General features: G+C 57.8%; 25 protein-coding genes. 11 read left to right on the top strand and 14 right to left on the bottom strand.

What is annotated here, in order from left to right:
* Positions 1 to 162 precede the first annotated feature (162 nt).
* The 6 genes from G7090_RS10920 (at position 163) to G7090_RS10895 (ending at position 6018) form a co-directional block, all read left to right on the top strand.
* A complete protein-coding gene (locus G7090_RS10920; RefSeq protein ID WP_166182408.1) occupies positions 163 to 1308 on the top strand; it encodes an iron-containing alcohol dehydrogenase in 1146 nt (381 codons plus the stop codon).
* A gap of 18 nt (positions 1309 to 1326) precedes the next feature.
* The gene (locus tag G7090_RS10915) at positions 1327 to 2211 is read left to right on the top strand and encodes a dihydrodipicolinate synthase family protein (protein ID WP_166182407.1); all 885 of its coding nucleotides are present in this window, start codon (positions 1327 to 1329) and stop codon (positions 2209 to 2211) included.
* Positions 2212 to 2288: 77 nt separating this feature from the next.
* Positions 2289 to 3701: a sodium:solute symporter family protein gene (locus G7090_RS10910; protein WP_106993859.1), complete on the top strand. Its 1413-nt coding sequence runs from the start codon at positions 2289 to 2291 to the stop codon at positions 3699 to 3701.
* Position 3702: 1 nt separating this feature from the next.
* Complete coding sequence (locus G7090_RS10905; RefSeq protein WP_166182406.1) at positions 3703 to 4872, top strand: exo-alpha-sialidase; 1170 nt, start codon at positions 3703 to 3705, stop codon at positions 4870 to 4872.
* On the top strand, positions 4869 to 5339 hold the full coding sequence (locus tag G7090_RS10900) for a YhcH/YjgK/YiaL family protein (protein ID WP_166182405.1): 471 nt from the start codon (positions 4869 to 4871) through the stop codon (positions 5337 to 5339). The genes G7090_RS10905 and G7090_RS10900 overlap by 4 nt, the downstream gene beginning before the upstream one ends.
* Before the next feature lies 1 nt (position 5340).
* Positions 5341 to 6018, top strand: coding sequence for an SDR family NAD(P)-dependent oxidoreductase (locus G7090_RS10895; RefSeq protein ID WP_166182404.1), 678 nt, complete (start codon positions 5341 to 5343; stop codon positions 6016 to 6018).
* 89 nt (positions 6019 to 6107) lie between these two features.
* On the opposite strand, the gene G7090_RS10890 is transcribed toward G7090_RS10895, so the two are convergent.
* Complete coding sequence (locus G7090_RS10890; protein ID WP_166182403.1) at positions 6108 to 6902, bottom strand: PhzF family phenazine biosynthesis protein; 795 nt, start codon at positions 6900 to 6902, stop codon at positions 6108 to 6110.
* A 17-nt stretch (positions 6903 to 6919) separates the two neighbouring features.
* Complete coding sequence (locus tag G7090_RS10885) at positions 6920 to 7708, bottom strand: PhzF family phenazine biosynthesis protein (RefSeq protein WP_166182402.1); 789 nt, start codon at positions 7706 to 7708, stop codon at positions 6920 to 6922.
* Positions 7709 to 7882: 174 nt separating this feature from the next.
* Between G7090_RS10885 and G7090_RS10880 the strand changes: the two genes are divergently transcribed.
* A complete protein-coding gene (locus G7090_RS10880; protein WP_166182401.1) occupies positions 7883 to 9079 on the top strand; it encodes a sugar transporter in 1197 nt (398 codons plus the stop codon).
* A gap of 36 nt (positions 9080 to 9115) precedes the next feature.
* On the opposite strand, the gene G7090_RS10875 is transcribed toward G7090_RS10880, so the two are convergent.
* Positions 9116 to 9784: a MarC family NAAT transporter gene (locus G7090_RS10875; protein WP_106993852.1), complete on the bottom strand. Its 669-nt coding sequence runs from the start codon at positions 9782 to 9784 to the stop codon at positions 9116 to 9118.
* 257 nt (positions 9785 to 10041) lie between these two features.
* Here G7090_RS10875 and marR point away from each other — a divergent pair, with 257 nt between their 5' ends.
* From marR to marB, 3 genes are read left to right on the top strand one after another with little or no spacing between them, the layout of a single operon-like run.
* Entirely contained in the window at positions 10042 to 10476 is a 435-nt protein-coding gene (marR, locus tag G7090_RS10870) for a multiple antibiotic resistance transcriptional regulator MarR (protein WP_106993851.1), read from the top strand.
* An 18-nt stretch (positions 10477 to 10494) separates the two neighbouring features.
* A complete protein-coding gene (marA, locus tag G7090_RS10865) occupies positions 10495 to 10890 on the top strand; it encodes an MDR efflux pump AcrAB transcriptional activator MarA (protein ID WP_166185214.1) in 396 nt (131 codons plus the stop codon).
* Positions 10891 to 10908: 18 nt separating this feature from the next.
* Positions 10909 to 11124, top strand: coding sequence for a multiple antibiotic resistance protein MarB (gene marB / locus G7090_RS10860; protein ID WP_166182400.1), 216 nt, complete (start codon positions 10909 to 10911; stop codon positions 11122 to 11124).
* A gap of 32 nt (positions 11125 to 11156) precedes the next feature.
* Here marB and eamA read toward each other — a convergent pair whose 3' ends face one another.
* Positions 11157 to 12056, bottom strand: coding sequence for an O-acetylserine/cysteine exporter (gene eamA, locus G7090_RS10855; protein WP_166182399.1), 900 nt, complete (start codon positions 12054 to 12056; stop codon positions 11157 to 11159).
* Between the two features lie 193 nt (positions 12057 to 12249).
* On the opposite strand from eamA, the gene ydeE reads away from it, so the two are divergent.
* Complete coding sequence (gene ydeE / locus G7090_RS10850) at positions 12250 to 13443, top strand: efflux MFS transporter YdeE (RefSeq protein ID WP_106993848.1); 1194 nt, start codon at positions 12250 to 12252, stop codon at positions 13441 to 13443.
* A 69-nt stretch (positions 13444 to 13512) separates the two neighbouring features.
* Here ydeE and G7090_RS10845 read toward each other — a convergent pair whose 3' ends face one another.
* The 10 genes from G7090_RS10845 to G7090_RS10805 form a co-directional block, all read right to left on the bottom strand.
* Positions 13513 to 13992, bottom strand: a complete 480-nt coding sequence (locus G7090_RS10845; RefSeq protein WP_166182398.1) for a type VI secretion system tube protein TssD — start codon at positions 13990 to 13992, stop codon at positions 13513 to 13515.
* Between the two features lie 17 nt (positions 13993 to 14009).
* On the bottom strand, positions 14010 to 14204 hold the full coding sequence (locus G7090_RS23930) for a hypothetical protein (protein WP_371811836.1): 195 nt from the start codon (positions 14202 to 14204) through the stop codon (positions 14010 to 14012).
* A gap of 3 nt (positions 14205 to 14207) precedes the next feature.
* Positions 14208 to 14924, bottom strand: a complete 717-nt coding sequence (locus tag G7090_RS10840) for a hypothetical protein (protein ID WP_166182397.1) — start codon at positions 14922 to 14924, stop codon at positions 14208 to 14210.
* A gap of 149 nt (positions 14925 to 15073) precedes the next feature.
* Positions 15074 to 15715 carry a metal-binding protein ZinT gene (gene zinT, locus G7090_RS10835; RefSeq protein WP_166182396.1) on the bottom strand — a complete coding sequence of 214 codons (642 nt, stop codon included), beginning with the start codon at positions 15713 to 15715 and terminating at the stop codon, positions 15074 to 15076.
* A 68-nt stretch (positions 15716 to 15783) separates the two neighbouring features.
* Positions 15784 to 16482 (bottom strand): urea ABC transporter ATP-binding subunit UrtE, encoded by a 699-nt coding sequence (gene urtE, locus G7090_RS10830; RefSeq protein WP_166182395.1) that lies wholly within the window; start codon positions 16480 to 16482, stop codon positions 15784 to 15786.
* Positions 16483 to 16491: 9 nt separating this feature from the next.
* Positions 16492 to 17283 carry an urea ABC transporter ATP-binding protein UrtD gene (gene urtD / locus G7090_RS10825; protein ID WP_166182394.1) on the bottom strand — a complete coding sequence of 264 codons (792 nt, stop codon included), beginning with the start codon at positions 17281 to 17283 and terminating at the stop codon, positions 16492 to 16494.
* Entirely contained in the window at positions 17283 to 18356 is a 1074-nt protein-coding gene (gene urtC / locus G7090_RS10820; RefSeq protein WP_166182393.1) for an urea ABC transporter permease subunit UrtC, read from the bottom strand. The genes urtD and urtC overlap by 1 nt, the downstream gene beginning before the upstream one ends.
* Positions 18356 to 19930, bottom strand: a complete 1575-nt coding sequence (gene urtB, locus G7090_RS10815) for an urea ABC transporter permease subunit UrtB (protein ID WP_166182392.1) — start codon at positions 19928 to 19930, stop codon at positions 18356 to 18358. Before urtB ends, urtC begins: the two co-directional genes overlap by 1 nt.
* Positions 19931 to 19955: 25 nt before the next feature.
* Positions 19956 to 21227, bottom strand: a complete 1272-nt coding sequence (gene urtA / locus G7090_RS10810) for an urea ABC transporter substrate-binding protein (RefSeq protein WP_106993842.1) — start codon at positions 21225 to 21227, stop codon at positions 19956 to 19958.
* A gap of 204 nt (positions 21228 to 21431) precedes the next feature.
* The gene (locus tag G7090_RS10805) at positions 21432 to 22535 is read right to left on the bottom strand and encodes a cobalamin-independent methionine synthase II family protein (RefSeq protein WP_166182391.1); all 1104 of its coding nucleotides are present in this window, start codon (positions 22533 to 22535) and stop codon (positions 21432 to 21434) included.
* Between the last annotated feature and the right edge of the window lie 132 nt (positions 22536 to 22667).

Raw genomic sequence — 22667 nt, 5'->3', positions numbered from 1 at the left:
GGTTCGCATTTTCCGTTAATGATTATATTCAATCATGATTGATTATATGTGAGCAAGATCAAGTTATTCAGTTTGCGAATAAATTATAAATTTAGACACACGATGACTGTGATTGCCTTTTTTGAGCGAAATTAATCACAGACACAGCAACAGGAGAGCAATGTGTTAACCATTAACAGTACGATTATCAGCGGTGCAGGGGCCATCCCGGCCCTCGCGCCCCTGCTGGCCGGCAAGACGCGCCTTTTACTGGTCACCGACGGCAATATCGCCCGTCTGGACGCGGCCCGCGCTATCCGCACTCTGCTGGAAGCGGACAACCGCCACGTCAGCGTGATCGACAGCGTGCCGCCGGAGCCAACCGATCATGACGTTCGCGCCCTGCTGACCGGGATCAACGACACCGACGTTGATCTGGTAGTGGGCGTGGGCGGCGGCAGCGTACTGGATGTGGCGAAGCTGCTCTCCGTCCTGTGCCATAACTCTTCTCCGGGGCTGGACGCCCTGCTTGCGGGAGAAAAACCGACCGTTCGCCTTCCCTCATTATTGATTCCGGCCAGCGCCGGCACCGGTTCTGAAGCCACGCCGAACGCGATCCTCGCCATCCCTGAGCAGAGCACCAAAATCGGCATCATCTCCCCGGTGCTGCTGCCGGATTACGTGGCCCTGTTACCGGAACTCACCACCAGCATGCCGCCGCACATTGCCTCTTCGACCGGGATTGACGCGCTGTGCCACCTGATCGAGTGCTTCACCGCCACCGTGGCGAATCCGGTGAGCGATAACGCGGCGCTGATTGGCCTGCGCAAGCTGCTGAACAACATCGAAACCGCCTGCGCCGAGCCGCACAACCTGGCGGCGAAGCTGGAGATGCTGTGGGCCTCGTACTACGGCGGCGTGGCCATTGCCCATGCCGGTACCCATCTGGTGCACGCCCTTTCTTATCCGCTGGGGGGCAAATACCACCTCCCGCACGGGGTAGCCAACGCCATTCTGCTGGCGCCCTGCATGCGCGTGGTGCGCCCGAACGCGGTCGAAAAATTCGCTCAGGTGTGGGATCTGGTGCCGGGCGCCGATACCTCCCTGTCGGCAGAAGAGAAATCTCATGCGCTGGTGGAGTGGTTTGCCGCCCTGGTGCGTCGCCTGAATTTACCGGACAACCTCGAAACGCTGGGCGTGCCGCGGGATGACATCGCCTCCCTGAGTGATGCGGCACTGAACGTTAAGCGCCTGATGAACAACGCCCCGCGTCAGGTCAGCCATGCCGAGGTGCAGGGCATTTACCAGACCCTGTTCCCCGAAATGTAAACATCGAAGGAGTGAGAAATGCGTAACAAGATTGAAGGCGTGCTGACGGCGATCGTCACCCCCTTTAGCGAGGATGGCGGTCTGCATCTGCCGGGCCTGAAACGCCAGATCCAGCGGCAGCTCGCGGCGGGGAACGGTATTTTCTGCGGCGGCACCAACGGTGAGTTCTTTGTCCTGACCGAAGAGGAAAAAGTGGCCGTCACCCGCACCTGTGTGGAAGAGGTCGCCGGACGCGCGCCGGTGGTGGCGCACATCGGGGAGATCTCCACCCGGGCCACCATTCGCCTCGGCAAGCAGGTTGAAACGCTTGGCGTGGATGCCGTTTCGGTGATCACCCCGTGGTTTGTCCCCCTGACGCAGGCGGAGCTGATTACCCATTACACCGCCATCGCCGATGCCCTGACGGTGCCGGTCTTCCTGTACAACATCCCGGCGCGTACCGGCAATACTATTGAGCCGCAGACCGCGCGCGCGCTGGCCTCGCACCCGAACATCATCGGGATTAAAGACAGCGCGGGCAGCTATGAGAGTCTGAGCGGTTTCCTGAAGGCCGCCCAGGATATCGATGGTTTCGACGTGCTGAACGGCCCGGACTCGCTAATCCATCAGGGCTTTGTCGAAGGTTGTTCCGCCTGTATTTCCGGGCTGGCCAACGTCGCACCGGAGGCGATCAACGCCATCTGGGCGCGTTTCCATGCGGGCGATATCGACGGCTCGCGTCAGGCGCAGGAAGGGGTGACTGAACTGCGGACCCGTTTATACAACGTGGCCTTCTCCCCGGCAGCCGTGAAAAAGGCGCTGCAGGTGATGGGCGAAGAGGTGGGTGAAAGCCGCTACGCGGTGGCTTTCGATGCGCAACAGACTGAACAGATCCGCCAGATAGTGACAACGTCACTTCAGTAACCGGCGTTTGATTTCGTCCATAAGAATACCGGGTGCCGCTGGCGCCCAGGTTTCCTACGCCCTGAAGAGAGGCAAAGATGAACAACTTTACCGCTGAAGATACCCTGATCATCGTAGGCATTGTGATTGTCTACATCCTGTTTACCACCTGGCTGACCTTCCGGTTGCGCAGTAAAAACTCCGGCGATTTTATGGAAGGCTCCCGCGCAATGCCGGCATTTATCGTCGGGATTTTGCTGATGTCGGAGTACATCGGCGCCAAATCCACCATCGGCACAGCGCAGGCGGCGTTCGAGGATGGCTTTGCCGCCTCCTGGTCGGTGATCGGCGCAGCCATTGGTTTCCCGCTGTTTGGCCTGCTGCTGGTGAAGCGCATCTATAGCACCGGCAAAATCACCATCTCCGGGGCGATTGCCGAGAAGTACGGCAACAGCACTAAAAACATCATCTCGATCATCATGATCTACGCCCTGCTGCTGGTGAACGTCGGCAACTATGTCTCAGGTGCGGCGGCGATCTCCACCGTGCTGAAGGTTAACCTGCCGGTCGCGGCCTTTATTACCGCGATTGTCAGTACCTTCTACTTCGCCTTTGGCGGCATGAAGGGCGTGGCCTGGGTCACGCTCCTGCACAGCGCCCTGAAGTATTTCGGCATCCTGGTGATCATGGGCTTTGCGCTCTCCAAAACCGGCGGTTTTACGCCAATGATTGAGCAGATGCCTTCTTACTACTGGACCTGGGATGGCAACATCGGGGCCAGCACCATCTTTGCCTGGCTGATTGGCACCATCGGCTCCATCTTCTGTACCCAGTTTGTGATTCAGGCGATTTCGTCCACTAAAGATGTGAAATCGGCTAAACGTTCGACCTGGGTGGCCTTCTTCTTCTGTCTGCCGATTGCGCTGGCCATTGCGGTGATTGGCGTGGCGGCAAAATATCTGCACCCGGAGATCGACAGCCTGTACGCGATGCCGATCTTCCTGCAGGACATGAATCCGTGGCTGGCCGGTTTAGTGACAACGTCACTTGTGGCTTCGATTTTCGTTAGCGTCAGTACCGTGGCGCTGGCTATTGCCTCGCTGGTAGTGAAAGATTTCTACGTGCCTTACCGCAACCCAACCCCGGAGCAGGAATTTAAAGCGACCCGCTGGATATCGCTGCTGATTGGTTTCCTGCCGCTGATTTTCGTCCTGCTGGTACCGGAGGTGCTGAAGCTGTCGTTCTTCACCCGCGCCATTCGTCTGTCGATTACGGTGGTGGCAGTGATCGCCTTCTATGCCCCGTTCTTTAAGAGCGCCCGCGGCGCGAATGCCGGCCTGATTGGCGCCTGCGTGGTGACCTCGGTGTGGTATCTGCTGGGCGACCCGTTTGGTATTAACAATATGTATATCGCGCTGATCACCCCGGCGGTGATTATGGTTCTCGACCGCCTGATCCCAAATAAAGCGGATCGTAAAGCGCCTGCCCCTGTTCAACATAATGGAGTCTGATATGTCTGTAACCGTAACCCGTGACGGGATTGTTCGCCAGACGCCGCAGGATGCCCGCGTGGAAACGGCCATGCTGCCCTCTTCCTGCCCGCAGAATCATGCAGCCAACCTGCTGCCGCTGCCGGATGGCTCCCTGATGTGCGTCTGGTTTGGCGGCACCCAGGAGGGGATCGCTGATATTTCGGTATGGGGATCGCGTCTGGCCGCCGGTAGCAACCAGTGGAGCGAGGCGGTGAAGCTGTCGGACGACGCCAGCCGCTCAGAGCAGAACCCGGTGCTGTTCCTCGCCCCGGACAACGTGCTGTGGCTGCTGTGGACCGCGCAGCTCTCCGGCAATCAGGATACCGCCATCGTGCGCTACCGTAAGTCTGAGGATCTAGGCAACAGCTGGGGCGAGATCGCCACCCTGCTGGATAAGCCTGGCACCTTTATTCGCCAGCCGATTACCGTGCTGGAGAACGGCAACTGGCTGCTGCCGGTCTTCTACTGCCGCACTCAACCGGGCGAGAAATGGGTGGGTAACGACGACATCAGCGCGGTGAAAATCTCGGAAGACCAGGGAAAAAGCTGGCGCAACGTCGAGGTACCGGAGAGCCTCGGCTGCGTGCACATGAACATCACCGCCCTGAACAACGGCCATCTGGTGGCGCTGTACCGCAGCCGCTGGGCGGACAATATCTATATCAGCCAGTCGCTGGACAATGGCGAAAGCTGGTCGGTGCCGGAGCCGACTGAACTGCCGAACAACAACTCGTCGATTCAGGTCACCACCCTTGCGAGCGGCGAGCTGGCGCTGGTGTTCAACCACATGAGCGCAGCGGGTGCGCTGGAGCGTCGCGCCTCGCTGTATGACGAAATCGACGACGGCGACGGGCGCAAAGAGCCGGAAGTGAAGGACGGTCGCGCCGCTTTCTGGGGCGCACCGCGCGCGCCGATGACGGTGGCCATCTCTGCTGACGGCGGCAAAAGTTGGGCCTGGCAGCGCAACCTCGATGAGGGCGACGGCTACTGCATGACCAACAACTCGCTGGAGAAACTCAACCGCGAGTTCTCCTATCCGAGCATCAAACAGGGTGCCGACGGGTCGCTGCATATCGCCTATACCTACTTCCGTCAGGCGATCAAGTATGTGCGCGTGTCGCCGGAGTGGGTAAAGGAGGCGCAGCAGTGATTATTGGTCATCTTAATGCCCTGCCGCTGGCCGGGCTTCCGACGGTGCTGCGGCAGATCCTCGATCGCGCCGACTGTACGCTTACGGCGCTGTCCGCCCGGGACGATGGACGCTGGCAGCCCGAAGGCTGCCCGTGGTTCTGTCATATCGGCCCGGCGCAGACCCAGCCACTTGCCGACAGGCATACCGAGTATCACCATCAGTGGGCTGATATTCAGGTGGTGCTGGCGGGAGAGGAGACGATCCGCGCCGGGATGCAGTCTGTCGCGCAACCTGGCGACGAAGAGCGCAAACCGGATCTGTTTATTGCTCCTGACGCGGTGCACCCGGTGAGCATCACCCTGAAGCCCGGTGATTTCGCGGTGTTTCTGCCCGGGGAGCCGCATCAGGCGCTGTGTGCCGTTAACCAACCCATGACCGTGCGCAAGGCGGTGTTCAAGGTGCCGCGCGCCCTGCTGGAGGTGTGATATGTGCCATGCGATTATCACCGGGGCCAGTTCGGGGATTGGCGAAGCTATCGTAACCCGCCTGCTGGCAGAAGGCTGGCAGGTGACGGGGTTAAGCCGACGCGGTGTGGAATGCGGACATCCGAATTTTACCAGTGTAAGCGTGGATCTTAGTGACAGTGTCACGCTAGCAGCCGCGCTGAATACCCTGCCGGTGCCACAGGCGATAGTGCATGCCGCTGGCATGATGGCGGCTGCCCCGCTCGGCGAGCTGGACCCGGCGGTCAGCGCCCGGCTATGGGGGCTGCATATTCATGCCGCGGAGATCCTGTTCAACCATTTTGCCCCGCGGATGACAGCGGGCGGACGGCTGGTGGCGATCGGGAGTCGTACCTCACGGGGTGCCGCAGGACGTTCGCAGTATGTGGCGACCAAAGCGGCGCTGGTGGGCATGGTACGCAGCTGGGCAGCCGAGCTGGCCCCGCGCGGGATCACCGCCAACGTGGTGGCCCCGGGGGCGACGGCAACACCGATGCTGAGTGCGCCAGGACGGGAGGCGTCACCGCCAAACGTGCCGCCAATGGGGAGGCTGATCGCCCCGGAAGAGGTGGCGGCGATGGTGAACTATCTCCTGAGCGCCGAGGCCGCACCCATCACCGGGCAGGAACTGGTGCTGTGTGGTGGGGCGTCGTTGGGGTGATGTGCGGCCTGATGCCCTCACCCCGACCCTCTCCCACAGGGAGAGGGAGCAAACACTAAAAACGACAACCTTCGGTTGCCGTTTTGCTTTTACCTCCGCAGGAACACGGTGCCTTTGAGATAAAGCGCTGCCTGGCCGCCAATCAATACCCGGTCACCCTTCAGCTCGCAGCGGAGATCGCCGCCGCGGGGGGAGACCTGCCGCGCCTGCATCGCCGTTTTACCCAGCTTCTCGCTCCAGTACGGGATCAGCATGCTGTGGGCGGAGCCGGTGACCGGATCTTCCGCCACCGACTCGCCCGGGCAGAAGAAGCGGCTGACAAAGTCATATTCATCCCCCGGAGCGGTGACGCAGACCATCTTATCCAGCGGCATCATGCCGTCGATGTCCGGCGTTAATGCCTCAACCTGCTGCTGGTTTTCCAGCACCACCATGTAGTCGCGCCCTGCCCGTACCTCTTTAGCCCCGGTGATGCCCAGAGTGCTGAACAGTAACGCTGGTGGGTTGTCTACCACCTCACTGCTCCATGCCGGGAAGTTCAGGGTCAGCCAGTCGCCGCTGCGGGTGACTTTGAGGTCGCCGACAAAGCGTGTGGAGAAGACAATCTCGGTGTGCGGATAGTCGAGATACTCAAAAATCACATGGGCGCTGGCGAGCGTGGCGTGACCACAGAGGTTAATCTCGTACTGCGTCGTAAACCAGCGCAGCTCAAAACCCGCATCGGTGCGCACGAAAAACGCGGTCTCCGACTGGTTATGCTGCTGGGCCATCTTTAACAGTACCTCATCCGGCAGCCACTCCTCGAGCGGGCAAACGGCTGCAGGATTCCCACCAAACGCGCGGTCGCTAAACGCATCGACCAGATAAAATTCGATTTCTTTCATTGGGTTAACCCTTATCGTTAGCGTAAAAACAGATGACCTTTCATATACAGCGATGCCCTGCCGCTCATTAATACCCGGTCGCCCTTCAGTTCACAGCGCACATCGCCACCGCGGGCAGAAACCTGTCGGGCGAAGAGCGAGGTTTTATTTAACTTTTCACTCCAGTATGGGATCAGCATAGTGTGGGCCGAGCCGGTGACCGGATCTTCCCACAGGGCCGCGCCCGGGGAGAAAAAGCGGCTGACGAAATCGTATTCACCCTCGCCGCGGGCAGTGATCGACACCTTATGCTCCCCGGGGGTCATGGCATTAATATCCGGCGTGACCGCCTCAACCTGTTGACGACTCTCCAGCACAATCACCCAGGCGCGCCCTTTGCGGGCTTCGACGTAGTGTTTGACCCCTAGCGCGGCAAGCATCTCTGGCGGCGGGGTCTGCGGCTCGCTCGGGCAGGCAGGGAAATCGAGAGTCAGCCAGTCGCCCTCGCGGGTGACGGTCAGCCTGCCGGAGGCGGTATCAAAATGGATCCGGGCGTCGGAATAGTCCAGCTCGTTAAACAGTACCCAGGCGGTCGCCAGCGTGGCATGACCGCAGAGGTTGACCTCGCCGTTAGTGGTGAACCAGCGCAGCTCGATGCCGCCCTTGTGGCGCACAAAAAAGGCAGTCTCGGACTGGTTGTGCTCCCGCGTCATGCGCAGCAGCGTCTCATCCGGCAGCCATTCCGGCAATGGACACACTGCCGCCGGGTTGCCGCCAAACGAGACCTCACTGAACGCATCCACCAGATAAAACTCAATTTCCTGCATCGCCTGACCCACTGTTAACGTTATGTTGCATCCTATATTTATGGAAAATAACCGGTTTCACCAGCTATTAGTTTTAGGATGGAGTGAGATCCAGATCACAAAACGATTGTATTTCCACCAGGGAAGGATTTAAGATCGTCCCACTTCATTGACGTAACGACTCCCGGACATCCCATGACAACTCACACCGTTTCCCGCAGGGTCGCGTGGCTACGCGTGGTCACGCTCGCCGTTGCGGCCTTTATCTTTAACACCACTGAATTTGTTCCCGTCGGCCTGCTCTCGGATATCGCCAGCAGCTTCGGCATGGAGACCGCGCAGGTGGGGATCATGCTCACCATCTATGCCTGGGTGGTGGCGATGATGTCGTTACCCTTTATGCTGCTCACCAGCCAGATGGAGCGGCGCAAGCTGCTGATCGGGCTGTTTGTCCTGTTTATTGCCAGCCATGTGCTGTCGTTCCTGGCGTGGAACTTCACGGTGCTGGTCATTAGCCGGATCGGGATTGCCTTTGCGCACGCTATTTTCTGGTCGATAACCGCCTCGCTGGCGATCCGCCTGGCCCCGGCCGGGAAGCGCGCCCAGGCGCTGAGCCTGCTGGCTACCGGCACCGCGCTGGCGATGGTGCTCGGACTGCCGATCGGGCGCATCGTCGGGCAGCTGTTCGGCTGGCGCACCACCTTTTTCGTTATCGGGCTCGGGGCGCTGTTCACCCTGCTGTGCCTGATCAAGCTGTTACCGAAACTGCCGAGCGAGCACTCCGGATCGCTGAAAAGCCTGCCGCTGCTGATGCGTCGTCCGGCGCTGATGAGCCTCTATCTGCTGACGGTGGTCGTGGTCACCGCGCACTACACCGCCTACAGCTACATCGAGCCGTTTGTACAGACCATCGCCGGGTTCAGCGCCAGCTTCGCCACGATACTGCTGTTGCTGTTGGGCGGCGCGGGGATTATCGGCAGCCTGCTGTTTGGTAAGCTCGGCAACCGTCACGCCTCGCTGCTGGTGAGCAGCGCTATTGGTCTGCTGCTGGGGTGTCTGCTGCTGCTGCTGCCCGCCTCGGGTAGCGAGACCAGTCTCGCGCTGTTGAGCGTCGTCTGGGGTGTGGCGATTATGATTATCGGCCTTGGGATGCAGGTGAAAGTGCTGGCCCTGGCGCCGGATGCCACGGACGTGGCGATGGCCCTCTTCTCCGGGATTTTCAATCTGGGGATTGGCGCAGGCGCGCTGGTGGGGAATCAGGTGATCCTGCATCTGTCGATGGCGTCGATTGGCTATCTGGGGGCGATCCCGGCGCTGGCGGCGTTAATCTGGTCGGTGTTGATCTTCAGGAAATGGCCTGTCGCTCTGGAAGAGCAGCCGCATCACGGCTAGAGAGGTGACCGGGTGGCAGCGCGCCACCCGGCTTTGTTAGTTAGGGTAGGTTTGAATAATTTCCAGCACGCCGTTAATAATAAACTGCACGCCCATACAGACCAGCAGGAAGCCCATCAGACGGGAGATCGCTTCGATACCGTCTTTGCCCACCCAGCGCATAATCGCGCCCGAGCTACGCAGACAGCCCCACAGGATCACGCCGATAATGGCAAAAATCAGCGGCGGGGCAATCATCACCACCCACTCCGGGAAATCAGAGCCACTGCGCACCGTCGAAGCGGAGCTGATGATCATCGCAATGGTCCCCGGGCCCGCAGTGCTTGGCATCGCCAGCGGCACGAAGGCGATGTTCGGGGCCGGTCTGCCCTGCTTATCTTCCAGCGCGTCCTGGGCGTCAGCAGCATCCGGTGATTTCGGGGCCGGGAACAGCATCCTGAAACCGATAAACGCCACGATCAGACCACCCGCAATGCGCAGCCCGGGAATGGAGATCCCGAAGGTGTTCATGACCAACTGCCCGGCGTAGTACGCCACCATCATGATCGCGAAGACGTAAACGGAGGCCATCAGCGACTGATGATTACGCTGTTCACGGTTCATGTCGCCCGCGAGGCCGAGGAAAAGCGCAACCGTGGTTAACGGGTTTGCCAGCGGCAGCAACACCACCAGCCCAAGGCCAATTGCTTTAAATAAATCAACCATTTTATAGAGTTGTCCTTAGCAAAATTTTACCAGCCAAGTATAGGGTTAAAACGACCGTAACAACCATGCTCACATCGTAAGTATTATTTTCGCCCCGCAATCAATTTACCCCAGTGATATGACGTTCCGTGAAGCGGGCAAAAATGTGATCTGAATCGCTTTAGCAAATCGTGTCATAAGCTAATGCATTCAGTTGACTTATAGTTGCCTGAGCAATAATATCTGCCGTGATTAAACTACTTGCCAGGGCAACCATTGTGAAAAGCACCAGTGACCTCTTCAACGAAATCATTCCGCTGGGTCGGCTTATCTATATGGTTAACCAAAAGAAAGACCGCCTGCTCAATGACTATCTGTCACCGCTGGATATCACCGCAACCCAGTTTAAAGTGCTCTGTTCTGTGCGCTGCGAAGTGTGTATCACCCCGGTTGAGCTGAAGAAGATCCTGTCTGTCGACCTCGGTGCGCTGACGCGCATGATGGATCGTCTGGTCTGCAAAGGGTGGATTGAACGCCGCCCGAACCCGAATGACAAACGCGGCGTACTGGTGCAACTGACCAGCGACGGCGCGGCAATGTGTGAACAATGTCATCAATTAGTAGGACAAAAACTGCACCAGGAACTAACAAAAAACTTAACGGCGGACGAAGTGGCAACGCTTGAGCATTTGCTTAAGAAGATCCTGCCGTAAACAGAAAGAGGTATGACGATGTCCAGACGCAATACTGACGCCATCACTATTCATAGCATTTTGGGCTGGATCGAAGATAACCTGGAGTCACCGCTCTCACTTGAGAAAGTGTCCGAGCGTTCAGGTTACTCAAAATGGCACCTGCAACGGATGTTTAAAAAAGAGACCGGCCACTCATTAGGCCAGTACATCCGCAGCCGCAAATTAACGGAAATCGCACAGAAGCTGAAGGAAAGTAACGAGCCGATCCTGTATCTGGCTGAGCGTTACGGGTTTGAATCGCAGCAGACCCTGACCCGCACGTTCAAAAACTACTTCGACGTTCCACCGCATAAATATCGCATCACCAATATGCGCGGGGAATCCCGGTATCTGCTTCCGATCAATCACTGTAACTGTTCATCGCCTGTATAAAGACGTACCGAGGAAATTATGAAATTATTCGCTTCCGCTGTTTTCACCGCCCTGGTGCTGGTCTCCGGCCAGAGTTTTGCGGAGCAAACGCCAGGTGTTTCGCCGCAGAACAGCCGCGACACCATGATCCTGCCAACGGCTAATGGCCAGTCGCCCCACGATTTAAACCATATGGGCGCAGGCAGCGACAAATCCGACGAATTAGGCGTGCCCTATTACAATCAGGGCGTCTGATTCGTTTTGGCCCCGCCCGTGCGGGGCTTTTTTTACCCTTTGACCCGTGCCGCCCGACGCATCCGCAGGCCGAAGACGTTAATATAGAGCCCGGCCATCACCAGCAGCGCCCCCACCAGCTGCAACGCGCCCAGTTTTTCATCCAGCAACAACGCCGCACTGGCGATACCCACTACCGGGACCAACAGCGACAGCGGTGCCACCCGCCAGGTTTCGTAGCGACCGAGCAATGCCCCCCAGATGCCGTAACCAACAATGGTGGCGACAAAGGCCAGATAGAAAAGCGACAGAACAGTAGTCAGATCGAGGGTGACCAGGCTATGCAGCATTACCGTCGGGCCATCCAGCAGATATGACGCCGCCATAAAGGGCACAATCGGGATCAGGGCGCTCCACACCACCAGGGACATCACCGCCGGACGCGTCTCAAGCTGCATGATCTTTTTGTTGAAGATATTGCCGCTGGCCCAACAGAACGCCGCCGCCAGGGTCAGTAAAAAGCCCAGCAGCGCGACGTGCTGCCCGTTGAGGCTGGCTTCAGCCAGCACCAGCACGCCGACCACCGCGAGGGCAATTCCTGCCAGCTGTTTGCCCTGCAGACGCTCGCCAAACACCAGCGCCCCGAGGATGATGGTGAAGAACGCCTGAGCCTGCAGCACCAGCGACGCCAGCCCGGCGGGCATGCCGAAGTTAATGGCGCAGAACAGAAAGGCAAACTGACCGAAGCTGATGGTCAGGCCATAGCCGAGCAGCAGACGAAACGGGATTTTCGGGCGGGCAACAAAAAACAGCGCCGGGAAGGCCACCAGCAGAAAGCGTAAACCGGCCAGCATCAGCGGCGGCATGTTGTGCAATCCGACTTTGATCACCACAAAATTCAGCCCCCAAACCACCACCACCAGCAATGCCAGCAGCCCGTCTTTGCGTGTCATACCCTGCCCCTGTTTATTAAATTTTTGTAAACACTCTTCAAAGTAACGAAAAAAAACGCCGACGAACAGATCATTAATTCTGGCAGTCAGGCGAAGCACTTAGGGATAAATTTGGAGCTATACAAGCCTCTTATGCCGTGATAATCCTGATAAGACATAACAAAAACTTCACACGCAATTGTCGGGCAGGAAAATGAAATCATCACTCAGGCGCTCAACCGCAGCGCTGCTGGCGTCGTCGTTGTTACTCACCATTGGGCGCGGCGCGACGTTGCCGTTTATGACCATCTATCTCACCCGCGTCTACAACATGAGCGTGGAGAATATTGGTTATGCCCTGACGGTGGCGCTGACTATCGGGGTGGTTTTCAGCCTGGGCTTTGGCATCCTGGCCGACAAGTTCGATAAAAACCGCTACATGCTGATCGCCATTACGGCGGTGGCGCTAGGCTTCCTGGCGATCCCGCTGGTGGATAACGTGGTGCTGGTGGTGCTGGCCTTCGCGCTGATCAACTGCGCCTATTCGATCTTCTCCACGGTGCTGAAAGCCTGGTTTTCCGATGTGCTGAACCCGGCGGAAAAGGCGCGGGTCTTCTCGCTTAACTACAGTTTCCTCAACATTGGCTGGACCATCGGGCCACCATTGAGCACCCTGCTGATGATGTACAGCCTGCAGCTGCCGTTCTGGATGGCGGCCTTCTGCGCCGCCTTACCGCTGGTGCTCATTCAGGTTTATGTGCAGAAGAGCGTGGTGGCAGACAGCGAACAGGCCCCGGTGCCGTGGCAGCCGTCGGTGCTGCTGCGGGATCGGGCGCTGTTCTGGTATACCCTCTCCGGGCTGCTGGCCTCCTACGTGGGCGGCTCCTTCGCCAGCTGTATTTCTCAGTACGTGCTGGCTGCCGATTACGACAGCGATTTTGCCCAGAACGTGGTGGCGGTGGTGCTGCCAGTGAATGCCGCAATGGTGGTGTCGCTGCAGTACATCATTGGCCGCAAACTGTCGGCGCGTAACATCCGCCCGCTGATGACCCTGGGCACCCTGTTCTTCGTCCTCGGTCTGGCCGGGTTCATGCTCTCCGGGGAGAACCTGGTCTACTGGGGGCTCGCCGCGGCGGTCTTTACCATTGGCGAAATCATCTATGCCCCGGGCGAGTATATGTTGATCGACAACATCGCCCCGCCGGGGATGAAAGCGAGCTACTTCTCCGCTCAGGCGCTCGGCTGGCTGGGTGCGGCCTTTAACCCGATGATCACCGGGCTAATCCTGACCCATCTCCCGCACTGGTCGCTGTTTGTGATTATGATGGTCGCTATTGTGCTGGCGTGGATGATGATTTTGCGTGGAATGCGGGTAAAGGCGTGGGTTGATATGCCTCGTGTAGCTTAAGAGCAGTGCCCGGCGACACTTCGCTTGCCGGGCCTACCTGAACTTCACCAAATGTCGACATTCGCATTTTTACGCGAAAACACGGTGGTTCCAGCTATCTTCGTAGAGAATGTTGCCATCGATATACTTCCATAGAATTTTTTCATAACGCAATTCAATATCTTCAAGGTGTTTGCTTGTTACACCACTGGGATGCAAATTTGGAGTAATGGCGGTAATTTTGACGTTCTCCATGACAATATTGAAATATTCCACTTCCAAACCAGCGTCATTGGTTTGGTACATTTTTATTGTTGCTGTTTTTAATATGCGACCTTCACAAAGTGCTCGAAACAACAATGGTGTGGTTCTATCAAACTCCTTTTGCATCTTCAAAGGGGTATGAAGTCTGGTTCCAGTTAGTTTGCCAGTATTAGGATCTGCAGGTAACCAAACATGGTGGTTAACAAAACGTAACTCGATAGAGCCAAGCCGGGCTGGCATAACACAGGACCCTACAATGGGTGAGCCATTCTCATCTGTTAACCATAAATGTGCTGGATTGGACATGCTTTTTATCCTCTTTATTATTTTTTAAATTTAAACCAGAGAAAAACGTGCAAACAAATAAGAAATAAAATAAATAATCCTGTCAACTTGATTGCAGCATCTGGAAAGAAGGAGACTGCGAGCATAGCAAATAAAATAATAGCCAAACAACATCCCCACCCCCATATAAACAAGATGAATTCTTCTTTTAACCATTTTTTTAAGCATCCCATCATCTACCTCACTAGCCTGACAATCAAATCCACCAGTTCATCATCTGATATAAGCATGGGATTTAAATAAGGGCTACGCGTAATTAATGGCTCGATAATAAAATACATCATTTCAAGATTTCGTTCATACAGCGCCTGATAATAAAAAGCATTAAACTCCTTAAGATTATCAGCGCAATTTGCAGCTTCATGAACTATACCATACACGCTGAATGATATTGCTGAAGCTGTTACACTTCCTTTAAGAATGAGCGTTCGGACCTGACTTAAACGCCCATGCACGATGGTCTGAAAACTATAGCTTTGACATACAGCAGTTGCCACAGAAATGATCAGTAGTCGATTGGTGGTTCCTGTTGTTGATAGATAAACACCAGCACCTACAAGCTTACGAAGGATATTCTGAATACGCCCTTCTGTTTTATTTTTAAAATGAACTTCTATATACAGACGAATCATTTCAAAAATAACATCACGATCTTTATACAATTGTATAAGACCTGAAATAAACCTTAAATCTTCATTTTTAAGTTTCGTGCAAACATCCTGGTAATTTTCCATAAAACACGAAGTGTAATACGATGCACGGGTGACACCATCTCCCATCTGTTTGAGAGTTGAAGCGACGTTGTCCTTTACGCCTGCCAGTGCCTTATCTAACTTGAGAGCAATAATTCTATCAGCTTGCACAGAAGTAATGATTGAATCATTGAAATGCATATTCACTCCCTCCAGTTGATCATCTTTTCATATGTGTTTTACAAATGGGATATAAGCACACATAAAATGAAGGGGGTATTAATGAATTCCGAAAGATTTTGTAGGCCGGGTAAGGCATAGCCGCCACCCGGCACACATGCCGCACCGAATTAATGGTGCAACATCTCCTCCACCACCTGCTTTGTATACATTTCGTTTGGATAATAGGTCGGCCAGTTATCCATCTCTTTTAATAACGCCTCGTGGGAGGTGTTGCCCATAAAGATATGGAAATGGGCAGACTGGCGCGGGCCGATGGTGTGGTCGCTGAACTGGACAAACTTCGGTGCCTTGCTGCTGGCATCCTTACATTCAAACAGGTAACGCACGCCCTTCTTGCCGGAGGCATAGGTCAGGATCTTGTAGCCGTTAGAGACATATTCACAGCGGCTGACGTTTTTGCCGGTGTGGAACTCCATCACATTGTTCTCAATGCCGATGGTCTCTACGTCGGTGGCGTAGCCGGTGCGATAATAGGCTTTCACCTGGTCAAAGGTTTTGCTGTTGTCTATCCCGGCTTTCTTTTTGAATACCGGGTCGAGATCGCCGCTCAGCAGGAACGGATAGACTGACTGCCAGACGCCGTCCCAGTTGGAGAGCGGCCGATCCTTCACCTCTTTGTCGTCAAACACGCCGTTGGCCGCTTTTTGTTCCGCCTCGGTCATCTGATGGCCGTGCGAGTGGGCATACAGCTGGCCGCTGACCAGCAGCGCCCCCAGAGTCATTGCATATTTACCAATAGGTCCTGCCAAGATAACGTCCTCACTCCATTTTAAAGAGTTTTGGATGTTATATTATAACATACCGCAAAACAACCCCGTTATATTGCCACCAGGCCGCGAACGCCCTCCTGTTCCATATTTTCCCCGCGGCCGCGCTGGATGATGCTGCCCCGGGACATCAGCAGATAGCTGTCGGCCAGCTCGGCGGCAAAGTCGTAAAACTGCTCCACCAGCAGGATCGCCATGTCGCCCCGATTCGCCAGCTGACGGATCACCTGACCAATCTCCTTAATCACCGAGGGCTGGATCCCCTCCGTCGGCTCATCAAGAATCAACAGCTGAGGACGGCTCGCCAGCGCCCGGCCAATCGCCAGCTGCTGCTGTTGCCCGCCCGAGAGATCGCCCCCCCGGCGCTGCTTCATCTCCTGCAATACCGGAAACAGTTGCCAGATCTCCTCCGGCACCTGCTTCGCCTCGCGCGCCGGAAAACGTGACAGCCCGAGCAGCAGATTCTCCTCCACCGTCAGGCGGGGAAAGATCTCCCGCCCCTGGGGCACATAGGCCACCCCCGCCTGCACCCGCTGATGTGGTCTGGCGTGGGTAATGGGTTTGCCCTGCCAGAGGATCTCCCCGTTACGCGCCGGGATCAGCCCCATCAGGCATTTAAGCAGCGTGGTTTTGCCCACCCCGTTACGCCCGAGCAGACAGGTGATTTCTCCGGGCAGCGCTTCAAAGCTGACCCCGCGCAGGATGTGGCTCCCGCCGTAATACTGATTCAGTTCGTTAACCTGTAGCATCCGCGCTCCTTAGCGTCCGAGATAGACTTCAATCACCTGCTCGTTGGCCTGCACCTCGCGCAGCGAACCCTCCGCCAGCACCCGCCCCTGATGCAGAACGGTGACGTGATCGGCAATGGTTTCGACAAAGCCCATGTCATGCTCCACCACCATCAACGAGTGCTTCCCCGCCAGAGTGCGAAACAGTTCGGCGGTGTACTCGGTTTCAGCATCGGTCATCCCGGCGGCCGGTTCGTCGAGCAGCAGCAGATGCGGCTCCTGCACCAACAGCATGCCGATCTCCAGGAACTGCTTCTGACCGTGCGACAGCAACCCGGCCCGACGATGCCGCTCCGCGCCGAGGCGCAGCAGGCTCAGCATCTCGTTGATCCGGTCCCCCTGCTCGCTGCTCAGCCGGGCGCGCAGGCTGGCCCACACCGATTTATCCCCCTTCATCGCCAGCTCGAGGTTCTCCCACACCGTCAGGGCCTCAAACACCGTCGGCTTCTGAAACTTGCGTCCGATGCCCTGGCGGGCAATGGCGATCGAATCGAGGGTGGTGAGATCCGTGGACTGATCGTATATCGCCCGCCCGCTCTGGGGCCGCGTTTTGCCGGTGATGACATCCATCAGCGTGGTTTTTCCCGCGCCGTTGGGGCCTATTACGCAGCGCAGCTCGCCTACGCCGATATTGAGCGACAGGTCGGTCAACGCTTTAAAGCCGTCAAAGCTGACGTTGATCCCCTCCAGCTGCAGCACCGGGTCGGTCTGGTCGCGGTAGCGGTCCCCGGGCAGCTGACGGGTAAATAATTGCTCGCTCATTACTGGTCTCCTTTGCGGAACAGTCCCGTTACGCCGCGGGGTAAAAACAGCGTGACCGCGATAAAGATCAGCCCGAGGAACAGCTGCCAGTATTCCGGCATCGCCACGGTAAAGATGCTTTTTGCCCCGTTAACCAGCGCGGCGCCCATCACCGGGCCGATCAGCGTGCCGCGTCCGCCAAGCGCGACCCAGATTGCCGCTTCGATGGAGTTAGTCGGCGACATCTCGCCGGGGTTGATGATCCCCACCTGCGGGACATACAGCGCCCCGGCCAGCCCGCACAGCACTGCGGATAAGGTCCAGACCAGCAGCTTAAACCCGCGGGGATCGTAGCCGCAGAAGGTCAACCGGTTTTCCGCGTCGCGCACCGCGGTCAGGATGCGGCCAAACTTACTTTTTGCGAGCGCGTAACCCACTCCCAGCGACGCCGCCAGCAGCAGCACGGTGGCAATAAACAGGGCGATACGCGTCGAGGTGGCGGTGACCGAAAAGCCCAGCAGCGTGGTAAAGCCGGTGAAACCGTTGTTGCCGCCAAAGCCGGTTTCATTGCGGAAGAACAGCAGCATCCCGGCGAAGGTCAGCGCCTGGGTCATGATCGAGAAGTAGACCCCTTTGATTTTTGAGCGGAAGGCAAACCAGCCGAACAGCAGCGCCAGCAGGCCGGGGACCATCACGATCAGCACCAGCGCCCAGGCAAAATGCTGGGTGCCCCACCAGAACCAGGGCAGCTCGCTCCAGGAGAGAAACGACATAAAGGCCGGGAGTCCGTCCCCCGCAGCCTGGCGCATCAGGTACATCCCCATCGCGTAGCCGCCGAGGGCAAAGAACAGGCCGTGGCCCAGAGACAACATGCCGGCGTAGCCCCAGACCAGATCCAGCGCTACGGCGACAATCGCATAGCAGAGGATTTTGCCCACCAGGGTCAGCATCCAGGTGGAGACCGCCAGCGGATGGGTGGCGGGCAGCAGGGCCAGAAACGGCAGCACCAGCAGTGCGGCGAGAAGCAGGCCGAGGAGTATCGGTACGCTGCGCGGCGCTCTCCGCGCCAGGGTTAAGGTCAGTGGCTGGCTCATCAGTCGATTACCCTCCCTTTCAGTGCAAACAAGCCCTGAGGACGTTTCTGAATAAACAGAATGATCGCCACCAGAATTACGATTTTGCCGAGTACGGCCCCCATCTGCGGCTCGAGGATCTTATTGAAAATCCCCAGCCCAAAGGCCGCCGCCACGCTGCCGGCCAGTTGACCCACGCCGCCGAGCACCACCACCAGGAAGGAGTCGATGATATACCCCTGGCCCAGCTCCGGCCCGACGTTGCCCAGTTGCGACAGCGCCACCCCGCCGAGACCGGCAATGCCGGAACCCAGCCCGAAGGCCAGCATATCGACACGTCCGGTGGGCACCCCGCAGCAGGCCGCCATGCTGCGGTTTTGCGTCACCGCCCGCACGTTAAGCCCCAGCCGGGTTTTGTTGAGGATCAGCCAGGTGAAAAAGAGCACCAGCAGCACAAAGCCCAACACCACCAGCCGGTTCCACGGCAGGATCAGGCTGGCATAGACCTGCACGCCGCCGGAGAGCCACGCCGGGTTAGCGACCTCGAGGTTTTGCGCCCCGAAGATCATGCGCACCAGCTGGATCAGCATCAGGCTGATCCCCCAGGTCGCCAGCAATGTTTCCAGTGGGCGGCCATAGAGGTGACGAATCACCGTGCGCTCCAGCGCCATGCCTACGCCTGCGGTAAGCGTGAACGCCACCGGCAGCGCCACCAGCGGATAGAAGGTGAGCCACTGCGGGGTAAACTGCGCCATCGCCTGCTGCACCATCCAGGTGGCGTAGGCCCCGAGCATCAGCATTTCGCCGTGGGCCATGTTGATCACCCCCAGCAGGCCGTAGGTGATCGCCAGGCCGAGCGCGGCCAGCAGCAGAATGGAGCCCAGCGACAGGCCCATAAACGCCTGGCCCAGCAGGTCGCTGATGGTCTGACGGTGTTGCATCTGACGCAGGCTTTCCGCGGCGGCTTCCCGCACGCCGGCGTCCGGCTCGGTCTGCGCATGGGTATATGGCAGCAGTCGGGACTGCACCTCCGGATCGCTCGACTCGCCCAGCAGCGTGACGGCCTGCTGGCGCACCGCTGGCTGGGTGCTGGTCAGTTGCAGGCTGGCAACGGCCAGGCTCAGCACCTGACGCACCGCGTCATCGCTCTCGCTTGCCAGCTGACGCTGTAAAAAAGGCAGCATCTGCGGCTGGGGATCGCGCTGGAGCTGTTTCGCCGCCGCCAGCCTTTCAGTGACACTGTCACCTGCCAGCTGATGGGTGGCGAGCGCCGTGGCGGCCAGCACCCGCAGGCGGTTGGTGAGCCGCACGGCTTTGGTGGCCCCCTCGGGCTGGGCGGCTTCACCGAGAGCGGTTAAGGCGCCGTTTTCCCGGGTGAAGGCCTGCTTATGGCTATCGATAAAGACATTTTCCTGCTGCAAGGCGCGCAGCAGCGCCAGCCGGGCGGGATCGGGTGCGGCGGCCCACTGCTCGAGCAGCACCGCCTGCTGGCTGCGGCTGGCAGCCACAAAATTATCGGCGTCCGTTGCCTGTGCCATCCCTGGCAGCAGTCCGGCAAGCCATACGAGAGCGAAGATCATGCGCATGACGTTCATGGCTTTACCTCTTTATGATCCGGATTCAGTTGCTGGCGGTTTTGATCGGGGTGTCGGGCTTTTTGTCATTCCCGGCGATGTACGGGCTCCACGGCTGGGCACGCACCGGGGCTTCGGTCTGCCACACGACGTTGAACTGGCCATTACCCTCGATCTCGCCAATCATCACCGGCTTATGCAGGTGGTGGTTGGTGGCATCCATGGTCAGGGTGAAGCCCGACGGCGCTTTGAAGGACTGACCGGCCATGGCGGCACGCACTTTATCCACGTCGGTGGTACCCGCTTTCTCTACCGCCTGGGCCCACATGTGGATCCCCACGTAGGTAGCTTCCATTGGATCGTTGGTCACCACCGTGCCGGCGTTCGGCAGCTTCTGCGCTTTGGCCCAGTTTTTATACGCGGCGACGAAGGTCTGGTTGGCCGGGTTATCCACAGACTCGAAGTAGTTCCAGGCCGCCAGGTTGCCCACCAGCGGTTTGGTATCGATGCCGCGCAGCTCCTCTTCACCCACCGAGAAGGCGACGACCGGCACATCGGTGGCTTTTACGCCCTGGTTCGCCAGCTCTTTGTAGAACGGCACGTTGGAGTCACCGTTGATGGTAGAGACCACCGCGGTTTTGCCTGCGGCAGAGAATTTCTTGATGCTGGCGACGATAGTCTGGTAATCACTATGGCCGAACGGGGTGTAGACCTCTTCGATGTCTTTATCCTGAACGCCTTTCGAGTGCAGGAAAGCGCGGAGAATTTTGTTGGTGGTGCGCGGGTAAACGTAGTCAGTGCCCAGCAGGAAGAAGCGTTTCGCTTCGCCGCCGTCTTCGCTCATCAGGTACTCCACCGCCGGGATGGCCTGCTGGTTAGGTGCGGCCCCGGTGTAGAAGACGTTCGGTGACATCTCTTCCCCTTCGTACTGCACCGGGTAGAACAGCAGACCGTTCAGCTCCTCAAACACCGGCAACACCGATTTGCGCGACACCGAGGTCCAGCAGCCAAAGACCGCCGCCACCTTATCCTGGCTCAACAGCTGACGGGCTTTCTCGGCAAACAGCGGCCAGTTGGAGGCGGGATCCACTACTACTGGCTCCAGTTTTTTGCCCAGCACACCGCCTTTGGCGTTGATTTCGTCGATGGTCATCAGCGCCACGTCTTTCAGCGGCGTTTCAGAGATCGCCATCGTGCCGGAGAGCGAATGCATGATGCCAATCTTGATGGTGTCGGCTGCCTGCACGCTGAAACTCATCCCCATGGCCACTACGGAGGCCGATAAAGCAAAGGCTTTGATTAAGGTACGACGATGCATAATTTTCACTCCTGAAAAACAACGCTGTGCGAAATCGTCCGTTACGGCGTGGACGCAGAGAAAGCATTCAGGATTAGTCAGAGCAAAAAGGATGCCAGAATGAAAATTCAGTGGGATCAGGGAGCTGGAGAGGGTTTTAAACGCGGATGCGGATCAGAATGGCACAGCGTTGCACTTTATTAATGCAACGCTGTGGACAAGCACTTACCAGACTTCGCTGGCGATTTGCGTGACCAGGCGAACCTTATCCCACTGCTGGGCTTCGGTCAGGGCGTTGCCCTCTTCGGTGGAGGCAAAGCCGCACTGCGGGCTGAGGCAGATCTGCGCTTTCGCCACATACTTCGCCGCCTCTTCCAGACGTGCTTTCACCCCTTCCGGGTTTTCCAGCTCGCCGCTTTTGGTGGTGATCAGGCCCAGTACCACCTGCTGTTTGCCCGGACGGACAAAGCGTAACGGGGCAAAGTCGCCGCTGCGATCGTTGTCGTATTCGAGGAAGAAAGCATCAACGTTAACGGTGCCAAACAGGATTTCAGCCACCGGCTCGTAGCCCCCTTCGGAGATCCAGGTCGAGCGGAAGTTACCGCGACAGACGTGCAGCCCGATGGTCAGATCGTCCGGCTTACCTTCCAGGGCCTTATTCAGCACGCGAGCATAGGTGCGCGCCAGCTGGTCCGGGTCATCTCCGCGCTCGCGGATCTGGCGGCGCTGATCGTCCGAGCAGAGGTAGGCCCAGACGGTGTCGTCCAGCTGCAGGTTGCGGCAACCGGCGTTATAGAAAGCGTGGATCGCATCGCGCCAGGTTTGCGCCAGGTCATCAAAGTACACATCCAGATCCGGATAGACGGTGGCGTCGATATCCTTACGCCCGCCGCGGAAGTGCAGCACGCTCGGGCTCGGGATGGTCATCTTCGGCTGGGCGGTACCGCTGACGCTCTGCAGATAGCGGAAGTCGTCCAGCATCGGATGGCTGCCGAACCCCAGCTTGCCGGTGACGCGCACGCCGTGGGCTTTGGTCTGCACGCCGTTGAACTGGATCCCCTGGTTCGAGTCGTAACGCTCTACGCCCTGCAGGCCATCGAAGAAATCAAAATGCCACCAGGCGCGGCGGAACTCACCGTCAGTCACCACCTGCAAGCCGCAGGCGCATTGCTGCTCCACCACATGGCGAATCGCCTCGTCTTCTACCGCACGCAGCTGCTGCGCGTCGATCTCACCGCTGGCAAATTTCACCCGCGCCTGTTTGATGGCGTCGGGACGTAAGAAACTGCCTACCACATCGGCGCGGTTCGGGGCGTGTTGTCGCTGCATGCTTATCTCCTTTAACTGTCGCCAGGTAATTGCCGACAGTGATAATTCATTATGTGAACTTTAGCCTTCTGGATGGCTATATGTCCAAAAGATGTCATAGCGCCCGCCTCCCGGCAAACGAGAAAAATTCAT

The organism is Leclercia sp. 29361, from assembly GCF_011290365.1.
Classification (GTDB): domain Bacteria; phylum Pseudomonadota; class Gammaproteobacteria; order Enterobacterales; family Enterobacteriaceae; genus Enterobacter; species Enterobacter tamurae.
This window is presented reverse-complemented; position numbering and strand designations above follow the sequence as displayed.

What these genes read in the sequence shown, in the direction of transcription:
- G7090_RS10915 (WP_166182407.1), top strand. Translation starts at nt 1,327, where the DNA reads ATGCGTAACAAGATTGAAGGCGTGCTGACGGCGATCGTCACCCCCTTT.
- G7090_RS10910 (WP_106993859.1), top strand. Translation starts at nt 2,289, where the DNA reads ATGAACAACTTTACCGCTGAAGATACCCTGATCATCGTAGGCATTGTG.
- G7090_RS10905 (WP_166182406.1), top strand. Translation starts at nt 3,703, where the DNA reads ATGTCTGTAACCGTAACCCGTGACGGGATTGTTCGCCAGACGCCGCAG.
- G7090_RS10895 (WP_166182404.1), top strand. Translation starts at nt 5,341, where the DNA reads ATGTGCCATGCGATTATCACCGGGGCCAGTTCGGGGATTGGCGAAGCT.
- G7090_RS10890 (WP_166182403.1), bottom strand. Translation starts at nt 6,902, where the DNA reads ATGAAAGAAATCGAATTTTATCTGGTCGATGCGTTTAGCGACCGCGCG.
- G7090_RS10885 (WP_166182402.1), bottom strand. Translation starts at nt 7,708, where the DNA reads ATGCAGGAAATTGAGTTTTATCTGGTGGATGCGTTCAGTGAGGTCTCG.
- G7090_RS10880 (WP_166182401.1), top strand. Translation starts at nt 7,883, where the DNA reads ATGACAACTCACACCGTTTCCCGCAGGGTCGCGTGGCTACGCGTGGTC.
- G7090_RS10875 (WP_106993852.1), bottom strand. Translation starts at nt 9,784, where the DNA reads ATGGTTGATTTATTTAAAGCAATTGGCCTTGGGCTGGTGGTGTTGCTG.
- marA (WP_166185214.1), top strand. Translation starts at nt 10,495, where the DNA reads ATGTCCAGACGCAATACTGACGCCATCACTATTCATAGCATTTTGGGC.
- marB (WP_166182400.1), top strand. Translation starts at nt 10,909, where the DNA reads ATGAAATTATTCGCTTCCGCTGTTTTCACCGCCCTGGTGCTGGTCTCC.
- eamA (WP_166182399.1), bottom strand. Translation starts at nt 12,056, where the DNA reads ATGACACGCAAAGACGGGCTGCTGGCATTGCTGGTGGTGGTGGTTTGG.
- ydeE (WP_106993848.1), top strand. Translation starts at nt 12,250, where the DNA reads ATGAAATCATCACTCAGGCGCTCAACCGCAGCGCTGCTGGCGTCGTCG.
- G7090_RS10845 (WP_166182398.1), bottom strand. Translation starts at nt 13,992, where the DNA reads ATGTCCAATCCAGCACATTTATGGTTAACAGATGAGAATGGCTCACCC.
- G7090_RS23930 (WP_371811836.1), bottom strand. Translation starts at nt 14,204, where the DNA reads ATGGGATGCTTAAAAAAATGGTTAAAAGAAGAATTCATCTTGTTTATA.
- G7090_RS10840 (WP_166182397.1), bottom strand. Translation starts at nt 14,924, where the DNA reads ATGCATTTCAATGATTCAATCATTACTTCTGTGCAAGCTGATAGAATT.
- urtE (WP_166182395.1), bottom strand. Translation starts at nt 16,482, where the DNA reads ATGCTACAGGTTAACGAACTGAATCAGTATTACGGCGGGAGCCACATC.
- urtD (WP_166182394.1), bottom strand. Translation starts at nt 17,283, where the DNA reads ATGAGCGAGCAATTATTTACCCGTCAGCTGCCCGGGGACCGCTACCGC.
- urtC (WP_166182393.1), bottom strand. Translation starts at nt 18,356, where the DNA reads ATGAGCCAGCCACTGACCTTAACCCTGGCGCGGAGAGCGCCGCGCAGC.
- urtB (WP_166182392.1), bottom strand. Translation starts at nt 19,930, where the DNA reads ATGAACGTCATGCGCATGATCTTCGCTCTCGTATGGCTTGCCGGACTG.
- urtA (WP_106993842.1), bottom strand. Translation starts at nt 21,227, where the DNA reads ATGCATCGTCGTACCTTAATCAAAGCCTTTGCTTTATCGGCCTCCGTA.
- G7090_RS10805 (WP_166182391.1), bottom strand. Translation starts at nt 22,535, where the DNA reads ATGCAGCGACAACACGCCCCGAACCGCGCCGATGTGGTAGGCAGTTTC.